The organism is Bacteroides sp. AM32-11AC (genome assembly GCF_003603515.1).
Taxonomy (GTDB): Bacteria; Bacteroidota; Bacteroidia; order Bacteroidales; family Bacteroidaceae; genus Bacteroides; species Bacteroides uniformis.
The window spans coordinates 43,396-64,172 of record NZ_QTNH01000015.1; the positions used below are offsets into that span (position 1 = coordinate 43,396).

General features: G+C 43.5%; 17 protein-coding genes. 6 read left to right on the forward strand and 11 right to left on the reverse strand.

Annotated features, from left to right (window positions below; all coding sequences use genetic code 11):
• Positions 1-16 precede the first annotated feature (16 nt).
• Positions 17-874: an AraC family transcriptional regulator gene (locus DW800_RS15685; RefSeq protein WP_022401033.1), complete on the reverse strand. Its 858-nt coding sequence runs from the start codon at positions 872-874 to the stop codon at positions 17-19.
• Between the two features lie 123 nt (positions 875-997).
• On the opposite strand from DW800_RS15685, the gene DW800_RS15690 reads away from it, so the two are divergent.
• The 6 genes from DW800_RS15690 (at position 998) to DW800_RS15715 (ending at position 9,388) form a co-directional block, all read left to right on the forward strand.
• Positions 998-1,705 (forward strand): precorrin-2 C(20)-methyltransferase, encoded by a 708-nt coding sequence (locus DW800_RS15690; RefSeq protein ID WP_016273623.1) that lies wholly within the window; start codon positions 998-1,000, stop codon positions 1,703-1,705.
• Positions 1,706-1,796: 91 nt separating this feature from the next.
• The gene (locus tag DW800_RS15695; protein WP_005836647.1) at positions 1,797-2,192 is read left to right on the forward strand and encodes a DUF1573 domain-containing protein; all 396 of its coding nucleotides are present in this window, start codon (positions 1,797-1,799) and stop codon (positions 2,190-2,192) included.
• Positions 2,193-2,374: 182 nt separating this feature from the next.
• Positions 2,375-4,366 (forward strand): OPT family oligopeptide transporter, encoded by a 1,992-nt coding sequence (locus tag DW800_RS15700; protein WP_022401036.1) that lies wholly within the window; start codon positions 2,375-2,377, stop codon positions 4,364-4,366.
• Between the two features lie 18 nt (positions 4,367-4,384).
• The gene (locus DW800_RS15705; RefSeq protein WP_117589520.1) at positions 4,385-5,272 is read left to right on the forward strand and encodes an alpha/beta hydrolase; all 888 of its coding nucleotides are present in this window, start codon (positions 4,385-4,387) and stop codon (positions 5,270-5,272) included.
• A gap of 8 nt (positions 5,273-5,280) precedes the next feature.
• On the forward strand, positions 5,281-8,502 hold the full coding sequence (locus tag DW800_RS15710) for a glycoside hydrolase family 2 TIM barrel-domain containing protein (RefSeq protein ID WP_119958196.1): 3,222 nt from the start codon (positions 5,281-5,283) through the stop codon (positions 8,500-8,502).
• Positions 8,503-8,599: 97 nt separating this feature from the next.
• Positions 8,600-9,388 carry an N-acetylmuramoyl-L-alanine amidase-like domain-containing protein gene (locus DW800_RS15715; protein ID WP_034523162.1) on the forward strand — a complete coding sequence of 263 codons (789 nt, stop codon included), beginning with the start codon at positions 8,600-8,602 and terminating at the stop codon, positions 9,386-9,388.
• Between the two features lie 78 nt (positions 9,389-9,466).
• Here DW800_RS15715 and DW800_RS15720 read toward each other — a convergent pair whose 3' ends face one another.
• The 10 genes from DW800_RS15720 to DW800_RS15765 all read right to left on the reverse strand — a co-directional run bounded on the left by DW800_RS15720 (position 9,467) and on the right by DW800_RS15765 (position 20,776).
• Positions 9,467-11,029: an ATP-binding protein gene (locus DW800_RS15720; protein ID WP_119958197.1), complete on the reverse strand. Its 1,563-nt coding sequence runs from the start codon at positions 11,027-11,029 to the stop codon at positions 9,467-9,469.
• A 127-nt stretch (positions 11,030-11,156) separates the two neighbouring features.
• Positions 11,157-12,107: an MraY family glycosyltransferase gene (locus DW800_RS15725; RefSeq protein ID WP_035448388.1), complete on the reverse strand. Its 951-nt coding sequence runs from the start codon at positions 12,105-12,107 to the stop codon at positions 11,157-11,159.
• Between the two features lie 97 nt (positions 12,108-12,204).
• Positions 12,205-13,101 carry an NAD-dependent epimerase/dehydratase family protein gene (locus DW800_RS15730; RefSeq protein ID WP_035448386.1) on the reverse strand — a complete coding sequence of 299 codons (897 nt, stop codon included), beginning with the start codon at positions 13,099-13,101 and terminating at the stop codon, positions 12,205-12,207.
• Between the two features lie 57 nt (positions 13,102-13,158).
• On the reverse strand, positions 13,159-14,004 hold the full coding sequence (locus DW800_RS15735) for a glycosyltransferase family 2 protein (RefSeq protein ID WP_035448384.1): 846 nt from the start codon (positions 14,002-14,004) through the stop codon (positions 13,159-13,161).
• A gap of 286 nt (positions 14,005-14,290) precedes the next feature.
• Positions 14,291-15,262 (reverse strand): glycosyltransferase family 2 protein, encoded by a 972-nt coding sequence (locus DW800_RS15740; RefSeq protein WP_035448383.1) that lies wholly within the window; start codon positions 15,260-15,262, stop codon positions 14,291-14,293.
• Between the two features lie 20 nt (positions 15,263-15,282).
• Positions 15,283-16,434, reverse strand: a complete 1,152-nt coding sequence (locus DW800_RS15745) for a glycosyltransferase family 4 protein (protein ID WP_035448382.1) — start codon at positions 16,432-16,434, stop codon at positions 15,283-15,285.
• 21 nt (positions 16,435-16,455) lie between these two features.
• Positions 16,456-17,220, reverse strand: a complete 765-nt coding sequence (locus tag DW800_RS15750; protein ID WP_035448381.1) for a glycosyltransferase family 25 protein — start codon at positions 17,218-17,220, stop codon at positions 16,456-16,458.
• A gap of 20 nt (positions 17,221-17,240) precedes the next feature.
• The gene (locus DW800_RS15755) at positions 17,241-18,482 is read right to left on the reverse strand and encodes a hypothetical protein (protein ID WP_147346170.1); all 1,242 of its coding nucleotides are present in this window, start codon (positions 18,480-18,482) and stop codon (positions 17,241-17,243) included.
• Entirely contained in the window at positions 18,445-19,464 is a 1,020-nt protein-coding gene (locus DW800_RS15760; RefSeq protein ID WP_227232477.1) for a glycosyltransferase family 52, read from the reverse strand. Before DW800_RS15760 ends, DW800_RS15755 begins: the two co-directional genes overlap by 38 nt.
• 49 nt (positions 19,465-19,513) lie before the next feature.
• The gene (locus tag DW800_RS15765) at positions 19,514-20,776 is read right to left on the reverse strand and encodes a lipopolysaccharide biosynthesis protein (protein WP_035448379.1); all 1,263 of its coding nucleotides are present in this window, start codon (positions 20,774-20,776) and stop codon (positions 19,514-19,516) included.
• Position 20,777: the final 1 nt, after the last annotated feature.

Sequence of the window (20,777 nt, forward strand, 5' to 3'; positions counted from 1 at the left end):
ACGTACGAAATGGCAATTATTCCGCAACAGTTGGCAATTCTTCCCGTTTCACTCTTTTCCGGTAGTCCGAGACACTCTCGCCGGTCATTTTCTTGAAAAAACGGCTGAACGCGGACAAGTCTTCGAAGCCCAGAATGGAGCTGATTTCCTTAGCGCTTTTGTGGGTATACAGCAGCAATCTCATGGCTTCTGCCTCAATGCGGTCATGAATCACCCGTAAAGGGGAAGGCAACCCGCAGGTCGAGAACAGATTGGAAAGTGTCTTGGGAGAACGGCAAAGAATATCAGCATAATCCTGCACTTGCTTCTTCTCCTTGAAATGCCGGTCCACTAATACGTAATACTGCCGGATGATGTCAAACGTCTTTTCCTTCTCCTGCCCCACCCCGAAACGCTGGCGCGCAATGCGTGTGCAGGTAATGATGAAACGTTTCAAGACAATCCGCAGCATCTCCTCCTGCAAGTTGTCATGGATGACCGATTCCTGCCGGAAAATGCGGACTATGTCATGCAAGTTGGAAGACTGCCCGGCAGAAAGTGCCAGTCTCATCACCTGGGAAGAGCCATAAAAAAGGAATCCATTGCAAGAGACCTCGTTGTCATGTCCATAGATGCAATAAAAATTGCTGTTGAATACAAACGTCAGGTATTCACCGTCCACCTCTTTTACCTCCAGGTGATGCAACGGGGTCAAGGTCACGATTTCATCCTTTTCCAGGCGCATGGGGATATGGTCTATTTCCAGAGTCAGCGTACCGCTCTGTACCCAAATGAATTTATACAGAGTCTTGTCACGTTGCAGCGACGCACGCTCATGGTAGCTGGAAGTCATGGCTATGTTGCCATTCAAGCGGGTGTTCAGTTGATAATCCATAAAAAACAGATTGTTTTAGTAAATAACAAAGATAGCGAATATCTTGTTTGCTACTGATTATTTCCCCACTTTTGTAGCCGTTTTGCTGTTCTTTAATTTTTAACCTTTAATGTCTTCATGCAAATGTTCCCCGTCATATTTGTATCTCTCGGTCCCGGCGAACCGGAACTGATTACCGTAAAAGGCTTGAAAGCCCTGCAGACAGCCGACTGTATATTCTGTCCCGAGACACTGGCCAAAGATGGAAACAGAGTTTCACGCGCAGCCGACATCCTATTGCAACTCGACATTCCGGAAAACACGGTGCACCGCTTTCCACTCCCCATGAGCAAACAGCGCGAAAAAGCCCTGAGCGCCTACGACGAGGTCTATATGGAGAGCTCCACCCTCCGGCAACAAGGAAAGAAGGTCTGTATCGTTGCCGAAGGAGATGCCGGATTCTACTCTTCCATACATTATGTATATGACAAACTGCAGGCAGACGGCATCCCCGTGAAGCACATCCCCGGTATCCCCGCCTTCATTGCCGCCGGCGCACTGGGCGGGCTCCATGTGGCCAGCCAGGAAGAGCGGCTGACGGTGATACCCGGCATTACTACGACAGAAGAGATAGAGAAACTGACAAGCGAAAACAGTGCGGTTGTCATCATGAAGCTGTCCAGATGCACCGATGAGATTCACCGCTGCATCCGCCTGCATCCCGAATACCGGTATCACTATTTTGAGAATGTAGGCACTCCGGAAGAGAAGTATATCAATGACAGCAAGCGGATAGCGACCATCCGCTTCCCCTATTTTTCCCTGCTTATCATTCGTACAGAGACCTTTTGAGCCCGATTTAATACAATTTCGCACGCCATAGGCATTATTTTAATGAAAATGGGTTACCTTTGCGCCGTTGAAATATAAAAAAGATAAGAACATGAAGAAAGTCGTTTTTTATATGATGCTGCTGGTTATGAGCATCGGTTATGCCTATGCACAAGGAAAGGCAGACATCAAATTCGAACAGACCACCCACAACTTCGGCACATTCTCCGAAAACAGTCCTGTGGTCAGCTACACCTTTAAGTTTACGAACGTAGGCGATGCTCCGCTTGTCATCCATCAGGCTGTAGCTTCCTGCGGATGTACCGTTCCCGAATATTCACAAGAACCGATAGCACCGGGAAAGACTGGAACAGTGAAAGTAACTTATAATGGAACCGGAAGATACCCCGGACACTTCAAGAAATCCATTACCCTGCGCACCAATGCCAAAACGGAAATCATGCGATTATTTATCGAAGGGGACATGACCGCTAAAGATGCCAAATAAGCATTTTACCATACAGAATTAAGGAGATTTTTTTAAATCTCCTTTTTTTTTGCTTTCTTTGCCTAAAATGCGAAGATAGGCTGCACCTCAGCAGAATAATAATGAGCTTGCTCATTTTATCCTGCATTCGGTTTGCACTATCTTTGAAGTCTATTAAAGAAAAACATAAAACTACAAAACCTATGAAACAAGAAGAAGAACCAATCACCGGCTTGCCGGAAAATGCGTTCCGTGAACTGAAACCGGGAGAAGTGTACAACCCTCTGATGAGCCCGGACAAGAAGTATTCAGAAGTAAATGCCTGGTCGGTGACATGGGGTATTCTGATGGCCATCCTCTTTTCGGCCGCAGCCGCCTATCTGGGGCTGAAGGTGGGGCAAGTATTCGAAGCCGCCATCCCCATCGCCATCATTGCCGTCGGCGTATCGGGTGCCGCCAAACGCAAGAACGCATTGGGCGAAAACGTCATTATCCAGTCTATCGGTGCCAGTTCTGGCGTCATCGTGGCAGGTGCCATCTTCACCCTTCCGGCACTTTATATCCTTCAAGAAACTTATCCGAAAGAAATCACCGTTACCTTTGCACAAGTCTTTATCAGCTCTCTGCTGGGAGGTGTGCTGGGTATTCTCTTCCTTATCCCCTTCCGCAAATATTTCGTGAGCGACATGCACGGCAAGTATCCCTTCCCCGAGGCGACAGCCACCACACAAGTGCTCGTCTCCGGTGAAAAGGGCGGCAGCCAGGCAAAACCATTACTCATGGCAGGTATTATCGGAGGTCTATACGACTTCATCGTGGCAACCTTCGGCTGGTGGAACGAGAATTTCACTACCCGCGTATGCGGCCTCGGCGAAATGCTGGCCGAGAAAGCCAAGCTGGTATTCAAGGTTAATACGGGTGCTGCCGTGCTCGGTCTGGGTTACATCGTAGGACTGAAATACGCGTCCATCATCTGTGCCGGCTCACTGGCCGTATGGTGGATTATCATCCCCGGTATGTCCATGATTTGGGGAGATTCCGTACTGAACCAATGGAACCCCGAAATCACGGCAACCATAGGCGCTATGGCTCCGGAAGAAATCTTCAAATACTATGCCAAGAGCATCGGTATCGGTGGCATTGCCATGGCAGGTATCATCGGCATTATCAAGTCTTGGGGCATCATCAAGAGTGCCGTAGGACTGGCTGCCAAGGAAATGGGAGGTAAGTCCAACGTGGAAGCCAGTGTGAAACGCACACAGCGGGACATCTCCATGAAGATTATCGCCATCGGTTCCATCATCACGCTGCTGCTGGTTGTTCTCTTCTTCTACTTCGATGTGATGCAGGGCAACTTGACACATACCATTGTAGCTATCCTGCTTGTTGCAGGTATCGCTTTCCTGTTCACCACCGTGGCAGCCAATGCCATTGCGATTGTGGGCACAAACCCCGTATCCGGAATGACGCTGATGACATTAATCCTGGCATCCGTAGTCATGGTAGCCGTAGGGCTGAAAGGTCCCGAAGGGATGGTTGCGGCACTGGTGATGGGCGGTGTTGTATGTACGGCACTGTCCATGGCGGGAGGCTTCATCACAGACTTGAAAATCGGTTACTGGCTGGGTAGCACGCCTGCCAAGCAGGAAACCTGGAAGTTTCTCGGAACCATCGTTTCCGCCGCTACCGTAGGTGGGGTAATGATTATCCTGAACAAGACATACGGTTTCACCAGCGGACAGCTGGCCGCTCCGCAGGCCAATGCCATGGCAGCCGTTATCGAACCTCTGATGAACGGTGTGGGTGCGCCCTGGCTGCTCTACGGTATCGGTGCAGTGCTGGCCGTCATCCTCAACTTCTGCAAGATTCCCGCACTGGCATTTGCATTGGGTATGTTCATCCCATTGGAACTGAATGTTCCGTTGGTAGTGGGCGGTGCCATCAACTGGTACGTGACCAGCCGCAGCAAGGATGCCGCTCTCAATGCCGAACGCGGGGAGAAAGGCACACTGCTTGCCTCCGGTTTCATTGCCGGCGGTGCATTGATGGGCGTGGCAAGTGCTGCCATGCGTTTCGGAGGAATCAACCTCGTAAACGATGCATGGTTGCAGAACACCTGGTCCGAAGTGCTGGCGCTGGGTGCTTATGCCATTCTGATATTCTACCTCATCAAAGCTTCCATGAAAACCAAATAATTTTTAAATATTTAGAACATGAAGAAGATTCTGCTTTTATCTTTTCTATTTGCAACGACCATGTTATCTGCACAAAAGCCCGTTGAGCTACCTTTGTGGCCCAACGGTGCCCCCAATAACAACGAACTGACCGGAACCGAACAAGGCCGGAACAACGGAGGCGTCTCCAATGTTACCGAACCTACCCTTACAGTGTACCCTGCCCCCCACCCTAACGGCATGGCCATCATCATGTGTCCGGGAGGCGGCTACAGCGGTCTTGCCATGCACCATGAGGGACATGACATGGCTTCCTGGTTCAATACACAAGGTATCACATACGCTGTTCTGAAATACCGTATGCCCAACGGACACCATGAAGTGCCCCTTTCCGATGCCGAACAAGCCATCCGAATGGTACGCAAACATGCTGCCGAATGGGGTGTCAATCCTCAGCGCGTAGGCATCATGGGCGCTTCTGCCGGCGGACACCTGGCAGCTTCGCTTGCCACACTATACAGCAGTGACAAAACCCGTCCCGACTTCCAGATATTGTTCTATCCGGTGATTTCCATGCAGAAAGGCGTTACCCATGGAGGTTCCCGTAAGAACCTTATCGGAGAAAACCCATCTCAGGAACTGGAACAAAAGTATTCACTTGAAAGACAAGTGTCCCCACGCACTCCGCAGGCTTTTATCATGCTTTCTTCGGACGACGACGCAGTGCCACCCATCAACGGCATTGGCTATTTCCTCGCCTTGCGTGACCACAAAGTGCCTGCCAGCCTGCATGCCTACCCTACCGGTGGACATGGCTGGGGATTCCGGGACAACTTCACCTACAAGCGTCAATGGACGGAAGAACTGGAGAAGTGGTTGCGTGAAGGGCTCGTATTCCCGGTCTCTGAACCTACCACAAAGAAATAAAAGCAATTATGAATAAAAAGTATTTTTTACTCACTTGCCTCGCAGCGTTTCCCTTTGCCCTGACTGCTCAGGAGAACAACCGCTACGAAGAGATTACCAACCCCAAGCTGACAAGCATCAACCGGGAGCCCGCACGCAGTACGTTCACCTCCTACGTCACGGAGGCCGATGCCGTCATCAATGACCGCAAGAACGGAACCTACCGCCTATCCCTCAACGGGAAATGGAAATTCCATTACGTGGAAGCCTTCGCCGACCGCCCCACGGACTTCATGATGGACCGTGTGGACGCCAGCCGCTGGCCGGACATCAATGTACCCGGAAACTGGGAGTTGCAGGGATTCGGCACGCCCATCTACGTGAACCATCCCTATGAGTTCTGTTCTTCGGGCTATTCTCCTTATTGGGACAAGCCCAATCCTCCATACGTTCCCCAAGAATGGAATCCCACCGGCACCTACCGCCGCGAGTTCACTCTTCCGGGAGACTGGGACGATAAGGAAATTTTCCTGAGTGCCGACGGCGTACGCGGGGCAGCCTTCTACTACCTCAACGGCAAGTTTGTAGGCATGAGTAAAGATGCAAAGACTCCGGCGCGTTTCAACGTCAGCACCATTGCCAAGAAAGGGAAGAATGTCATTGCCATTCAGATACACCGCTTTTCCGATGCCAACTATCTGGAATGCCAGGACTTCTGGCGCATCAGTGGTATCGAACGGGACATTTACTTATATGCCCAGCCTCAAATCCATCTCACGGACTTCAAGGTGGAGTCTCCTTTGGATGAGAACTACCGGAACGGTATCCTCAAGGTAAAGGTGCAGTTTACCAATGAAAGCGGACAAAATTCCCCATTTGTCGTTGGTTACCGCCTGCTGGACAAGAACGACCAGCAGATAGCCCAGTCCTCTACTCAAGTCAGCGGTGACCAAACGGAAGTGGAATTCACCAAGAAGACCATCCAGGAACCCCTGCAATGGACAGCCGAAACGCCCAACCTCTATACCCTCGTCGTCAGCTTGAAGCGCCCGAACGGAGATGTGATTGAAGCGACAAGCTGCAAAGTAGGTTTCCGTACAGTGGAAATCAAGGACAAGCAACTGTTGGTAAACGGACAACCTATCCTCGTGAAAGGCGTGAACTATCACGAACACAACGAGAATACCGGTCACTATGTCTCCGAAGAACTGATGAAGAAAGATTTCGAGCTTTGGAAGAGATACAATGTCAATACCGTCCGCACCTGTCACTATCCCCAGCAGGAACGTTTCTACGAACTCTGTGACGAATATGGTATCTATGTCATCGACGAAGCCAATATCGAAAGCCACGGCATGGGTTACGACCTGCGTGTAGGCGGCACGCTGGGAAACAATCCGCTCTTCATGAATGCCCACCTCGACCGTACCATGAATATGTACGAACGGGACAAGAACCATCCGTCAGTCATCATCTGGTCGCTGGGCAACGAAGCCGGAAACGGATTGAATTTCTACGTTACCTACAACACCTTGAAGACGCTCGACAGCCGTCCCATCCAGTATGAACGCGCACTGTTGGAATGGAATACGGACATCTACTGCCCGATGTATGCTCCCCCTTCCTATCTGGAGAAGTATGCCCGGAACAAGGAGATGACGCGTCCCCTCATTCTTTGCGAGTATGCCCATGCCATGGGCAACAGTCTCGGTAACTTCCAGGACTACTGGGATATCATCGAAAAATATCCCATCCTCCAGGGCGGCTGTATCTGGGACTGGGTAGACCAAGGCTTCGCCGCCAAGACTGACGATGGCCGTAAATACTGGACTTATGGCGGCGACTATGGCGAGAACGGCACTCCCTCTGACGGTAATTTCTGCATCAACGGCGTGGTATATCCCGACCGCAGTGTCAAGCCGCAGACAGAAGAGATGGGAAAAGTATACCAGAACATCAAGTTCCTTGATTTCGACAAGCAGACTTCCACCGTGAAAATCCGCAATGATTTCTCCTTCACCAATCTCGACAAGTACGACTTCTACTACATCATCCGCGACCACGGAAAGGAAGTCTACCGTGGCAAGATTGAAAATATCCATGCCGCACCGGGCAAGACGGTAACCACCGGCTTCCTGAACGGCATACCCAAAGAGAAACAGACAACGGGAGATGTGCGTATCGAGTTCTATGCAGCCATCAAGACGGCAGAGCCTTTCCTCCCGGCCGGCACGGTCATCGCACGCGAACAGACCTACGTCCATACTTTCTACAAGAAAGAGGCTACGGCACAGCAGCCCGCCACTTCTAAGGAAGAGGGAAATTTGGTGGCGTTCTCCGGTCCCGACTTCAAAGCCTCCTTCGACAAGCAAAACGGACTGCTCGTCTCCTACTTGTACAAGAAGCACGAGTACATACTGAACGGTCAGGGTCCCCGTCCCTTCTTCTGGCGTGCACCGACGGACAATGACTATGGAGCCAAACTCCCCGTCCGTCTCAAAGCCTGGAAAGAGGCAAGCTATCAGGAACCGAAAGCCGAAAGTTTCCAAGTGACTCCGGGCAGCAATGCCACGACAGTAAAGGTGACCTACCGCTTTCCGCAGACAGACGCCCGTTGGGACATCACCTATAAGATATATGCCAGCGGAGTCATCAAGGTAGACAACCGGTTCATGGCCGAAGGAGACCAAGCTCCGATGATACCGCGTGTAGGCCTGCGGATGCAGTTACCGGAAAGCTTTACAGACTTGACCTACTACGGCCGCGGTCCGAAAGAGAATTACCGCGACCGCCGTACCTCCCAGTTCATCGGAGAGTACGCCATCCCGGTCAAGAACATGTACGAGCCTTACGTCCGTCCGCAGGAGAACAACCATCGCACGGATATCTATTGGTGCGCCCTTACCGACAAGGCGCAACGGGGCCTGCTGCTCATCGCCGACCGTACTTTTGAGCTGAACGCCTCCAACTATTCCCTGGAAAGCATGGATAGCGGCGATACAATTGACAACGGTACCCCGCGTACCGAAAAGACCCATCACCGCCACCTCACCGACCCTCTGCCGGAAAAGATGGTCGATTTATTCATTGATTACCGCATGATGGGTGTCGGTGGAGACGACAGTTGGGGCGCAACAGCCCATGAACCCTATCTGATTCGTCCGGGCAAGGAGAATGCCATCGAATACGGTTTTACCCTTGTTCCGTTCGATAAAAAGGAAGATTATAAATATTTAATCCGGCAATATTGAATTTAATCCCTCCGGATTAAGCTTTTATAAAAAGGATGTAGTAAATTTGCTGCATCCTTTTTACGTTTAAGAACAATAATAATCAAAAGAGAGAAAAATGAAAACAATGACTAAATTTATGTTCAGCGCCCTCTGCGCCGCAGCCATGGTAACTTCCGTTTCTGCCCAGGGAGGGAAAGATATGTTGAGCAATGGAATAAAGTATCTGGATGTGCCATACGTAGCCCATACGCTGGAGGCAGATGGTCCCGAAGAACTCGTCATCAACTGCGATGAAGTAGACTGTACCACGCTGGTGGAATATGTACTGGCAGAGACACTCACCCCCAAATTGGCCGACGGAGACATCTCGGAAAGCGCTTTCGCCGATAACCTGCAAAAAATCCGTTACCGTGACGGTAAAATCGACGGGTACACTTCCCGCCTGCATTATATTGCCGACTGGATAAACAATGGCGTACGCAACGGCTTCCTTCAGGATGTAACGGGCGCCATGAGTCCCGACACCGAACGGTTGTCCATCTCCTACATGTCTTCCCACCCCCAACTCTACAAGCAGCTGGCCAATTCTCCGGAGAACGTAGCCAAAATGAAGAAGATTGAACAATCCTTGTCCGGCAAGGAAGTTCACTATCTTCCCAAAGCCAAACTTCCCGCTGATGGCCTCCCGTGGATTAAAGACGGCGATATCATAGCCATCACCACCAACACTCCGGGGCTGGATGTAGCCCACATGGGAATCGCTTTCTATGCGGATAGCAAACTCCTGCTGGTACACGCTTCCTCTACCGACAAGAAAGTGGTCGTCTCCAAAGTCCCCTTGTCCCAAATGCTGAAAGACAATAATAAGTGGACGGGAATACGGGTGCTGAGGATGAAGAAATAAAATGAAATACTATAATATGGAAAAGGCGATGAAGATTTGATTCTCCATCGCCTTTCTCGTATATAGGATTGTTCGTTCCTATTCCTCCACGACAATATATTCATCAATATTCCGTGTTTCTTTACTGAAGTTCACACCTACTTTCACTAATTTCCTGCCATCCAATGTATAAGGAATCAGATAACCTTTCTCATCTATTTGCTTCAGAGCTGCGTCGGCTGTACCGTCCAGTTTGAACCCAAAAACATAAATGGCGGTAGGGGTATGAACTACTGCGTCCGCACGCCCACGGCTGCTGCGAACCTCGGACCGGATGAACTGTCCAAGCAAAGTAAACACTACATGAAAAATAACCTGATAATGACGTTCCGTATCATCACTCAACTCGTAAGGAATACCGGAGAAGAATATCTTCAGACGCTCCATAAACGCCTCTACATCACCACTCTTCAATTCACGCATGAATTTAGCAATGTGGAAACCAGTCTCATCATTGGATACATTGGTATAATAGGGTACCAGAAAATTCAGAAAGCCGTAACGGACCTCATCATTGGGAAAGCCTAAAGTGTATAGCTTCACATCATCATCATACCCTTTTATGGTCAAATAACCACTTTGATAAATCATCGGAAGAGGATTTTTTGTTTCCGCACGATATTCAGAGAAAGCGGAAGCCAGCACTTCCACTCCATCTATCAATAGACGTATATCATAATCACTCTGCTTCAGCAAGTCAACCAAGTAAGTAGGTGTTCCAGTCTGAAACCAATAGTACCCCAGCTCTTCCGCATCAAAAGCATTCAATATACTGAACGGATTGAACATTCCTATACCTTCCTGATGAAAATGATAACCATCATATTGACGTTCCATTAAATTAATCACTTCTTGTAAGGATACCCCTCTTCGTTTAGCGAGTCTCTCAAGTTCCGGCAGAAAGGTTTTCACCAACTCCTCTTTGGTAATACCACACAAAGCGGCGTAAGGAGATTTCATGCTGATATCATTCAGCTGGTTCAAGTCACTGAACACATTTACTTGCGCAAACTTGGTCACTCCGGTCAGGAAAACAAAACGAAGATAACGGTCAGCGCTCTTCAAGACACCATAGAATGCTTTCAGGATTTTCCGATACTCATCCAGCAAGTTCTCGTCCAAGACCGCCTGAAGCAATGGCTTGTCATACTCATCAATCAGGACAACCACCTGCTTTCCCGTCTGCGTACATGCCCGCTCTATCACGTAAGCAAAACGCTCTTCCGGACTACGGTCTTTCTTCTCCTGACCATAGAGCAGCTCCCATTTCTCCAGATACTGATTAAGCATAGCCGTCAGGTCAGCAGCAGTTTCATATTTTCGGGCATTCAAATCCAAGTGCAAAACGGGATATTCTTCCCATTCCTTTTCCAGCTGTTCGATGGCCAAACCCTGAAACAAATCCTTGCGTCCTTGAAAGTAGGCTTCAAAGGTAGAAAGAAGCAGGCTCTTGCCAAAGCGACGGGGGCGGCTCAGGAAATAAGGAGTAGAAGTTGATGCTATCCGATAAATCATAGCCGTCTTATCTACATAGAGATAACCATCCCTACGTATTTCCTCAAAAGTCTGTATACCTATCGGCAGTTTACGCATCTGTTCCATGTTATTATAACCTGATTGGTGTATGACAAAGGTACAATTTATATTTCAAAAATAAGACGAAAGGCGATGGAGATTTTAGTCTCCATCGCCTTTCATTATTTTACTAATCATCACATTTCAGCATTACTCACGTAGACTGGTGCAATCCGAAATACTTCTTCATAAAGCAGATATAAAGAAAACAAAGTAAAAGAATTATACCTGCCAAATACCAATAACCGTAACCTAAACACATTATATATCCTACGATGATGATTGCCTGCACTGCCATGTAAATAGAAGAAACCATTATATGGGGAATCTTCAGCTCATTCGCCATAATCTGATACAGATGCTTGCGATGCGGCAAACCGATATTCTCATGAAGCATCAGGCGGTGAATGATAGTCAGTACACTGTCAACACCATAAACGGATAAAAGAACTATCCAGCTGAAATCACCCGTTCCAATGATAAGTCTTCCTATCAAGAAAAGAAGAATGAAGGCAATGCTCACAGAACCCACATCACCGGCAAAGCACTTGGCATGCTTGCGGAAATTGAAGAAACAGAAAACGAGAACGGAACAGATAACGGTATAGATGAAATCCGCTTCCACAAAAGTAACCACCTCCTTATTGACATAAGCCAACGCAGCAAGAATAACCAGAGAATAACCGCCGGTTATGCCGTTAATGCCATCCATAAAGTTATAGGCATTGATGATGCCCGTACAGACTATCAAGGCTATGACTATCCACCACCAGGACAAGGAGAACAGCCCCCACTGATAAAACATCATAACCATAGCAGAGAAATGAAAAAGCAGTCTTGTCATCTGCCCGGTGGATTTTATATCGTCCACGAAGCTGATGAACGTCACCAGTGTCAAGGCAAGCAGGAACCAGGGATATTCAAAGCCACTCGTCAGGAAATAGGCCAACGCCCCGAAATAGAAAATAATCCCACCACCACGCAAAGTCACTTTCGTATGGGAACTGCGCTCATTGGGCTTATCGATGATATTACACCTATCAGCTATTCTAAAATAAAAAAGTTCTGCTAAAAACAGCAGAACCAAGACCATCAAATAATACATCATCCGTTTTTGATTATCCAGTAAAACCAAAGCTGAATACATGTAAATCCCAAAGATATAATACCCAGCCCTATCAATATGACATCTAAATATACATTCATTCTATCTTGAAGTTTTCCAATACACGGGTCGGCTTCCATCCCAATTCACGCATCGCCTTTTCGTTACTGAAAGTAAGCGATTCTGTGATTTTCTTCAGTTTCAAAGAATTGATAGGCGCTTTCTTTCCTAAGCAATCTCCTACCAAAGCCATACATTTAGCTGCCCAATAAGGTATTGAGAAAGGTAATTTCTTGTCCAATTGCCTGCAAATAGTAGTCTCAAGTTCTCTGAAAGTGGGGTGATGACTGTCACATACATTGTAGATGCCTCCCTTTTCTGCCAACAGAGAGACCAACTTTGCAATATCCTGTACCATCAATACACTCTTTCGTGCCTGACCGCCAGCAATGCTGAGGTATTTCCCACTGCGGATACCATGAATCATAGCCCCCAGATTTCCCGGAGGGTTAGGACCGGCAATCAAGGAAGGACGGATTATACCTAAAATGACATTATGTTCGTAACACCACTTTTGTAGATATTCCTCCGCAAGACGTTTACTCATGGCGTATGGTGTATCTCCATCCAAAGGATGGTCTTCCGTAATATTCTCACCATAAGCACAACCGTAAACTGCTACAGTGGAAATAAAAATGAAGGCCCGTGGCACTCTTCTCCGCTCCAATGCAGTACAAAGATTCTTTGTACCTTGCAGATTCACATCAAAGAACACCTGTCTTTCCGCTTCCGTTTTAGGAACAGAATGTGCCTTTCCAGCAACATGAAGAACAATATCATACCGTTCACGCAATACCGGAATCTCCTTTGCTATATCTATAGTATAATCATCCTTCGGCGACAGCCCCACAGTCTTAACGCCATACATCCCCTCCAAAAGAGGACGCACATTGCTACCCAAGAAACCAGAAGCTCCAGTAAATAAAAGTTTCATGAAAAATATATTAGGAAAATCACTAGTAAAAACTCAGTTATTTTATTGTCGATAGTTCTATCGATTAGTTAATTTCATATTCGTATATGCTAATTTCGCTTTTTTATTTATCTCCCGCCTTTCTTTATCAAAAAACCACCCCCATTTATTTAAATAATAAACGGCAGCCTTAACATGTATCCAAAACAAACGAATTTTTTTATGAGATCCTTTCTCAAAAGCATGAGTAATTGTGGCACTTGGATAATACATTGTTCTATATTTCTGAAAAATACGACGATTTAAATCAGTATCTTCTCCATACATAAAAATCCCTTCGTCAAAAACTCCAACTTCTTCAATAACTGATTTGCGAAGAAACATAAAGCATCCTGATAAATATGGAGCATTCATTTCCTTATCATAACCGCTAAAGCGCATCTCAAAATTATCATTAATACGCTTCTTGATACTCTTAAAAGGAATAAACATTCGACCAATCCAGTCCATAGGAGTAGGCAGAAGCTTGCACAAATATTGCAAATCACCATTAGGATAAATCACTTTAGGAAGCACATTGCCCACATCAGGATTAGCCTGCATGTACTCATAAAGAGCCTCAATCACCCCTGCTTCAAAATAGATATCCGGATTGAGCACCAAATGGAATTCTCCCATTTTATCAAGCTGACGCATAATCTTATTATGTCCCGCACCAAATCCATTATTGCAATTCATAAAAAGGTACTCCACTCGTTCATCTAATGACGCTAATGATTTCAACTCATCTATAGGCGAATTATCCACCAGATAAATCCGCACCTTCAGATTTGTGTTTAAAAAACTCCAAATAGCCCTCTTCAGTTCTTCTATATTGTTTTTATAGAGCACTATAGTAGCTGTTACTTGATATTGATTGTTCATACACTTATTATAGATTATTGCGTTTTTTTATTACAAATAAGGAACTCATAAAATCCTTTAGTTCCGGATATTTCTTATCCTTTTCAGTTAGACAATCATTATAAAAGTCCACAAAGCATCTTTTTACTTTTGTAAAGCGTGATAGTATACACAGTCTGTGTAAACCCAATACCACCACAAACCACGATGTTCTTATCGAAATCTACACACTATTCTTTTCCAATTAAATACAATTACTTGACATCTTATATTTTGTCAGTAGTTTCAACATAACTATTACGAGTCTTTACCGAAAACTTAAAACGATTTTTTGTGTTTTTATAAAAGATTTAATGAGCAGAAAGGATCGATTCCTAACAAGAGCAAGGAAAACTCTTTTCCTAAAAGGGAAATGACAGTAGTATTTATTATGCCGCCAATTAGGATACAGAACCTCAAAATCATCAATAAAGCGAAGTACTATTCGTTTGTCAACGCCCGAGAATAAAGCACGGAAAACAGCACCATATAACACTAAATTAATACATCTAAACTCTTTTTCTCGTATCAAAGTATCGGGTATATTCTGGCGTATATAATTACTTGCTTGTAAAAAGCCCTTATAAATATTAGGATTAACGGATGTTGATAAAGAATTACTACGCGCAAAATAGTTATAAAATGCTTCGGGCAAATAAGCAATACTTTTTGATTCATATACCAATAATGGAACTACCGCAGCATCTTCGCTATTGTAAAAACAAGGCATTTTTATTTTCTTTATGATGTTGGCTTTTATACATATACCACACACGCTATCGCCCGTTAAAGCCATAAAATCAGATTTTACAAACCCGTCACTATAAAATGGAATAGAAGAAATATGAAAAGTCTTCCCACTTTCATAGCAACGGTTATAATCAAAAAATAGCAAGTCAAGCATATCTGATTCCATACGCTTTTTTATTGCTTCCACAAAATCGTCACGATACCAATCGTCAGAATCTAAAAAAGCAACATATTTTCCTTTAGCTTCTTTTACCCCAAGCTCTCTGGCTTTACCAGGTCCCCCATTATAAGGAGCATTGATTAGAGATGCCAAAATCGAATTTGAGTCGATGAAATTTTGGAGAAAAAGACAAGTATCATCTGTAGAGTAATCATCTACAAAAATCACCTCAAAATCTTGACACGTTTGACGTTGCAAAGACTCTATGCAACGACTCATCAACTTACCACAATTGAAACATGGAATTATTATTGATAGAAATATATTCATACAAAAAGGCAAAAATAAATTTAAGATTTTGAACTAATTTCCCGAAATAGGTTCTGCCATATTCCCATCACACGAGATTCAGTATATTCTTCTGCTTTATGACGCGCAGAAACACTCATTTTTCTTAGATTTGCATTATCATTAATAAGAGTTATTATGGCATTTGCCAAGCCAAGTGAATCAGAGGAGCCAACAACAATTCCGTTTAAGCCATTAGTTATAACATCAGATGCGCCACAAGGATAATCAACTGTTACTATGGGAAGTCCATGAGCCATTGCTTCAAGCATCACCATAGGAAAGCCTTCATATCTTGAACTCATAGCTAAAAAAGAAGCGTTTAAATACTCAGAAGCAATCTGTGAAGTTGAAGGAAGTAAGCTTACTGATTCGGATAATGACAATTTGTCAATTAATTGTATAATGCTATCTTTATCATCACCATTCCCACGTATTACAAGTCGCCAATCAGGACATTTTATATGTACTTTACTCCATGCTCGAATTAAAAGATGAAAATTTTTTTGGTATGATAATCGACCCACACTCAACACTATTTTATTATTTAGAGGAGCAAGCTTATCCGGGAATGTAGGAAGATAGTTTGGAATCACCATAATATTAGGTAAATCTCCCCACGAACGCTTGTCACGTTCGGTCAAAACAACAAATTTATCATACTTTCGAATTATTTTCAACCAGCTTTTTAGTCTCATGGATTGTATCGTTCGTTTCAACCATGAACGCGCTTCTATCATTTTTGCCTCTCGAGAAAAATGATACTCTAAAATTTTAGAACTACCGTCCTCTACATCGCACAGAATGTCAAAGTCATAGTCGAACATTGAAATTACGATGTCCGCCTTTTCTTTCAACAATACGTCCCTTAGACGCATTCGGTGTATAGCTTTCTTTTTTTTTGTAGCAAACAACCTGAAAGGGAGGGGTAACTGTGCATCATCTTCATAATTAATTCCTAAGTCAATACAACGTACATCTTCAAAAAGATAAAAAAAAGGCTTGCGATTTTTTTGGTCGGTTGTTATGATAATAACTTTGTTTGATTTACCATCTACCCCTTTCGCATGAGAAAGATAATTAGCCTTGTTAGCCAATACACGCTCCATACCTCCGGAATTATACATTCCTGTTATTGTGTAAACTATCTTCATTCTTTAATACCTTCAATTGATTTACAACAAATCGTGAGCTATCGGTTTAAACTTCTCATAGTTTCCTTTTCTTTCTAACCATTTACGTATAAATAATCGTTTAAAGTGCGTAATGCGGTAAAGCATCTGATTAACGGTGGTCCTTTTTGAAGAAGCACCAGATATTGTACTCTCCACACTTTCATCCGTAGGATGGTTTATAACAAACGGAGTTACTCCTAATATCTGAATACCTTTTTTGCGCCAGTAAAACCAATCATCAGCAGTAACAAACGGTCGTTCTTCCTTCATTAGCAGCACAGCTTTACGATTTATTACATAAGCATAAGTAAAAAATGCATCAAACACTTTTACTATCCTAATATCATCAATATTAATTACATCTTCACAATGCCAAAACCATGATGAAAATAATATGACTGTGGGTAGTTCTTGTTTGTCAAGCCAATTTTGCACTGTATGTATTGAGTGAATAATACGATTCACATCACCCAATACAGCATCATCTTCTAAGAGTAAAGCATATGGCAAATTCTGATCGATAATGGCCTGGAAGCATCGTTGATGACTCATGGTACATCCCACTTCACCAGGACGAGCTTCTCTAAAATAAAGTGATTTAAATCGTTTTAAATTAAAAAGTTGATTCAACTCTTGCGTGTTCATTTTACGTCCATCTACAGCATCAATAAATTCATAGTCTATAGAACGCAAGGCTTCCATTTGTTTTTTTATTGCATCTCGGCGTTCTTCGCAATCCTGCAAATTAACTATTAAAGCTTTCATATTCTCCTAATATAAATTATTTAATGACCGCTCTTTTGCCAAAGATAGAGATCTGCAGTATTAGGGTCAACATTATTATAAATCCAATTAACATCATAATCCATTTGAAGTGCAACAGGGTAAGGTGCAAATAAGTATGGCCAACGTGTAACAGTATGTTTTCTATAACCTATCACTTGACCAGTTATGATGCTAAACAAGAAAACACCAAACACTATTTGAATATTTTTCAATTTAGCATTATATAATAAATAGAAAACACCAACACCATAAAAGAAAAACTGTACACGTCCATTGATTGCCGAATAATTAGACGTAAACGCCCATAACAAAAACAAATTATACATTATAGACGATTGATGATTAATAGGCACATATAATATGAAGAAAACAAATAATGACAAAGATGCGACCTGACCAATCCATATAGGCAACCAGAAGAAAACATTACCTGAAAGATAGCTAGTATCGCTATATTTACCTTCAGTATACATCAGCAGATAATTATTAATTTCACCTAATGGAAAGAGTTGTAAGATTAATGGAAGTGATGAAGAAATCAAAAACAGCACTACAAAAAATATCCAAAAGTTTTTTTTTGTATGTGGGAAAATTTTTAATTTATTTGCTACGAGCAAAGGTACAACGAATATAGTTGCAAAGTGAACAAATATAGCAACTACTATTATTATATAATCAATAAGCCCCGTTTTATTTAATAAGTATCTTCTACACAACACAAGAGAAATTAATGTAGCTGCAAATCCATAGCGCAAGCCAGAAGAAATACCTCCAATAGGAACCACCAAAATAACCATCCATAAAACCAACCAACGATTGAGGCATTTTATTTGTGGAGAATCAAGCATGCAATCATATATGTAGAAATATATAAGGTAGGCAATGACCACCCATCCAAAACGAACGAAACCGTATGTCAACCCTAACTGAATAATTCCAAATTCATAAAGGAAAAGTATGAAATCAACTTTTATATTAAAGGAAAGATAAAGCAATAATTCATCCCAATTCCATGTTTCCATTTCATAGAATAATTCAGCATGCCTATACGCGTCAGCAGTAGGTAGGAACAACAACATTGAACACAGTCCCATAAACAACGCAAACAGCACGTAAGCATTTCGTTTTCGTCTATAACATCCATTTATCACCATAGGCATGGCAAGTATAGGGCAGCAGAAGAAAATGATCCAAACGAACCAATCAGTTCTGAGCAAGGCCTTCAATAGTGTCTTGTCCATAAAGTTCTATCAATTTCGGGTGACATTTAACACCTAAATAGTGTAGATTTGATTGGGGGGGAAACGAATATATGCTGGTACTATTAATGGTGTAGACATCATCGAAGTGAATGCCCAAAAGAGCAAAAAGTTCGGCGGGTACTTTCTTAGAATATACTTTCACTCCCGGAAATGCCTTTTCGTAATCCAAATTATCACGCGGGTGCGTCTTAATCACCACTTCTTCAGAATTGTATTTATCAATAATCTTACGATATATTTCGATAAGATTATCATCTCCAATCTGTATATTGTAAGGTTGAGTTAATATAATCACTTTTTTTTCAGCCAACATCAACAAGTCATCATCAGTAATTCCAAACAAAGATGTAATGTAGTCCTTGGCATCACTCTTTTTCCACAAATCCTGAACATTTACAATTTTTGCTTTAGATTTCAAGCACTCCGGTATGGAGGCCAATTCTGTCAGTACCACTTCTTTTGCTTGATCGGTTAGTCCATAATCACCCTTCACAATATTGGGACCATAAATGAATTGCAAAAGTTTTTTATGCTTTCGTAGCTGGGGCTTTATCAACCATTTCTCATCGTAATTACCTAAACCATCTTCAATTACCACCATGGTTCGTTTATGCAGCAATGCGGATGAAAACCACAAGTGATCGTGTCCATAAATGGGTAATGTCTTTAAAAAAGGCCAATGCCAATAACAAGTACGGTAAAGAAGAAAACGATAAATACACCTGACAAGACGAGGCATCGCTTCCATTTTATGTAAAGAGAGAAATTGCTTATATTTCAGCTTACTCTGTACTTCAACTGAGATTGCTTCTGAAACAAAAAAATAAGTTGATTCAAATTGCTTTTTACCATAAACAAGCAGATACAACAGCATTGAATAAACAGAATCCACAAAACATACCGCAGTAATTCCATTAAACTTTTTCATACTCAAATCTTTTACAAGAGAGACTACACTCATACTGCAGTCCTTTTTTGGGGTCAATACATCCTTTTTTTTCCATAACCATCTACGTCTTCACATATTTATTCAGAAGTAAATTAGCCCGATACACCACAAGTGCCACCATGATGAACTTTAAGAACACATAAATCAGGCAGGTATAATAGAGACTATATTGCGTCAGCCACATCGACAGCATCAAGTGAAGTAACGAAGAAAAAAATGTAATCATCATCAAATCTTTGGTTTTGTCATAATAGAACAAATAGTTGGTGTAAAGAAAATAAATACACTGAAAGTAACCTGACAAAGCCAATAAGTAGAAGTAAGGAAGCGAAGCTGCATATCGTGGCAATACCAAGGGAATTAAGATAGAGCAAACGGCCAGTACCGCAACAACTCCTATCGTATAAACAATGAATATGGCTTTAGTCTGCCGTTGCAATCTCTCCCATTTGTCATCCAGATTAGACGACAAAACCTGATAGATAGATACCGAATTGGTTTGATTAAAGGCAGAGCCAATCATGTCAATGATATTGCTCAAGTTGAGAGCAAAACTAAAGATTCCTACCTCTGCAAACGTATAATAGTAATTGATAATATACCTATCACCTCCCTGCTTAATCCAAGAAGTGGCCAGATGAGGAATAAGTGGAACACCCCACATCAAGATAGGTCTTATCTTGAACCACGAAATACCCTTAAACAGAAACAGACGATATCTACAGCAAACGTAAATAGCAATCAGCCCATAAAGCACTGCGCAAGTTACCTGTGCATAAATACGTCCTTCCCATCCAAGTTTCATTGCCACTACCAGCAGCAACGATATAGCAAAGTTTACTATAGCAAAGCTACAACTCAGCAAACCATAAAAAATGAGTTTCTCACGGATGCGGAAATAATCAAGAACTATCTGGAAATAGCAGTTCATTAAGGCAATGGCGAGCGCAGACCACAAAAAAGCAAGTCGCAGCTCCGTCATTCGCGCCAAAGCCGAGTTACCCACTAATAGCACCAATGCAAAGAAAGAAGCTACGGCAAAAGTAATCAAGAAGACAATGCTTAAACTTTGCCGAAACTCGTCCCGGCTCTTCCTGAAAAACGACACCGACACATATCCATTCGTTGAGAGAGACACCAGAAATCCCAGAAAAGTGACGATTGTATTGAACAAACTCAACGTTCCGTACTCTGCAGGAACGATGTATTTAGCCAAAATGATCAGAAGCAGGAAGCCCACACCCTGATTAAAGAAAGAGAAGAGAGAAAACAACCCACCCTTAAGAAGGATCTTATTATTACGAAGTGGGGATATTATTGCCATT

Bases quoted from the DNA above. Each gene is read 5' to 3' on its own strand.
- DW800_RS15685 (WP_022401033.1), bottom strand. From the start codon at position 874: ATGGATTATCAACTGAACACCCGCTTGAATGGCAACATAGCCATGACT.
- DW800_RS15690 (WP_016273623.1), top strand. From the start codon at position 998: ATGTTCCCCGTCATATTTGTATCTCTCGGTCCCGGCGAACCGGAACTG.
- DW800_RS15695 (WP_005836647.1), top strand. From the start codon at position 1,797: ATGAAGAAAGTCGTTTTTTATATGATGCTGCTGGTTATGAGCATCGGT.
- DW800_RS15700 (WP_022401036.1), top strand. From the start codon at position 2,375: ATGAAACAAGAAGAAGAACCAATCACCGGCTTGCCGGAAAATGCGTTC.
- DW800_RS15705 (WP_117589520.1), top strand. From the start codon at position 4,385: ATGAAGAAGATTCTGCTTTTATCTTTTCTATTTGCAACGACCATGTTA.
- DW800_RS15710 (WP_119958196.1), top strand. From the start codon at position 5,281: ATGAATAAAAAGTATTTTTTACTCACTTGCCTCGCAGCGTTTCCCTTT.
- DW800_RS15715 (WP_034523162.1), top strand. From the start codon at position 8,600: ATGAAAACAATGACTAAATTTATGTTCAGCGCCCTCTGCGCCGCAGCC.
- DW800_RS15720 (WP_119958197.1), bottom strand. From the start codon at position 11,029: ATGGAACAGATGCGTAAACTGCCGATAGGTATACAGACTTTTGAGGAA.
- DW800_RS15725 (WP_035448388.1), bottom strand. From the start codon at position 12,107: ATGTATTATTTGATGGTCTTGGTTCTGCTGTTTTTAGCAGAACTTTTT.
- DW800_RS15730 (WP_035448386.1), bottom strand. From the start codon at position 13,101: ATGAAACTTTTATTTACTGGAGCTTCTGGTTTCTTGGGTAGCAATGTG.
- DW800_RS15735 (WP_035448384.1), bottom strand. From the start codon at position 14,004: ATGAACAATCAATATCAAGTAACAGCTACTATAGTGCTCTATAAAAAC.
- DW800_RS15740 (WP_035448383.1), bottom strand. From the start codon at position 15,262: ATGAATATATTTCTATCAATAATAATTCCATGTTTCAATTGTGGTAAG.
- DW800_RS15745 (WP_035448382.1), bottom strand. From the start codon at position 16,434: ATGAAGATAGTTTACACAATAACAGGAATGTATAATTCCGGAGGTATG.
- DW800_RS15750 (WP_035448381.1), bottom strand. From the start codon at position 17,220: ATGAAAGCTTTAATAGTTAATTTGCAGGATTGCGAAGAACGCCGAGAT.
- DW800_RS15755 (WP_147346170.1), bottom strand. From the start codon at position 18,482: ATGGACAAGACACTATTGAAGGCCTTGCTCAGAACTGATTGGTTCGTT.
- DW800_RS15760 (WP_227232477.1), bottom strand. From the start codon at position 19,464: ATGAGTGTAGTCTCTCTTGTAAAAGATTTGAGTATGAAAAAGTTTAAT.
- DW800_RS15765 (WP_035448379.1), bottom strand. From the start codon at position 20,776: ATGGCAATAATATCCCCACTTCGTAATAATAAGATCCTTCTTAAGGGT.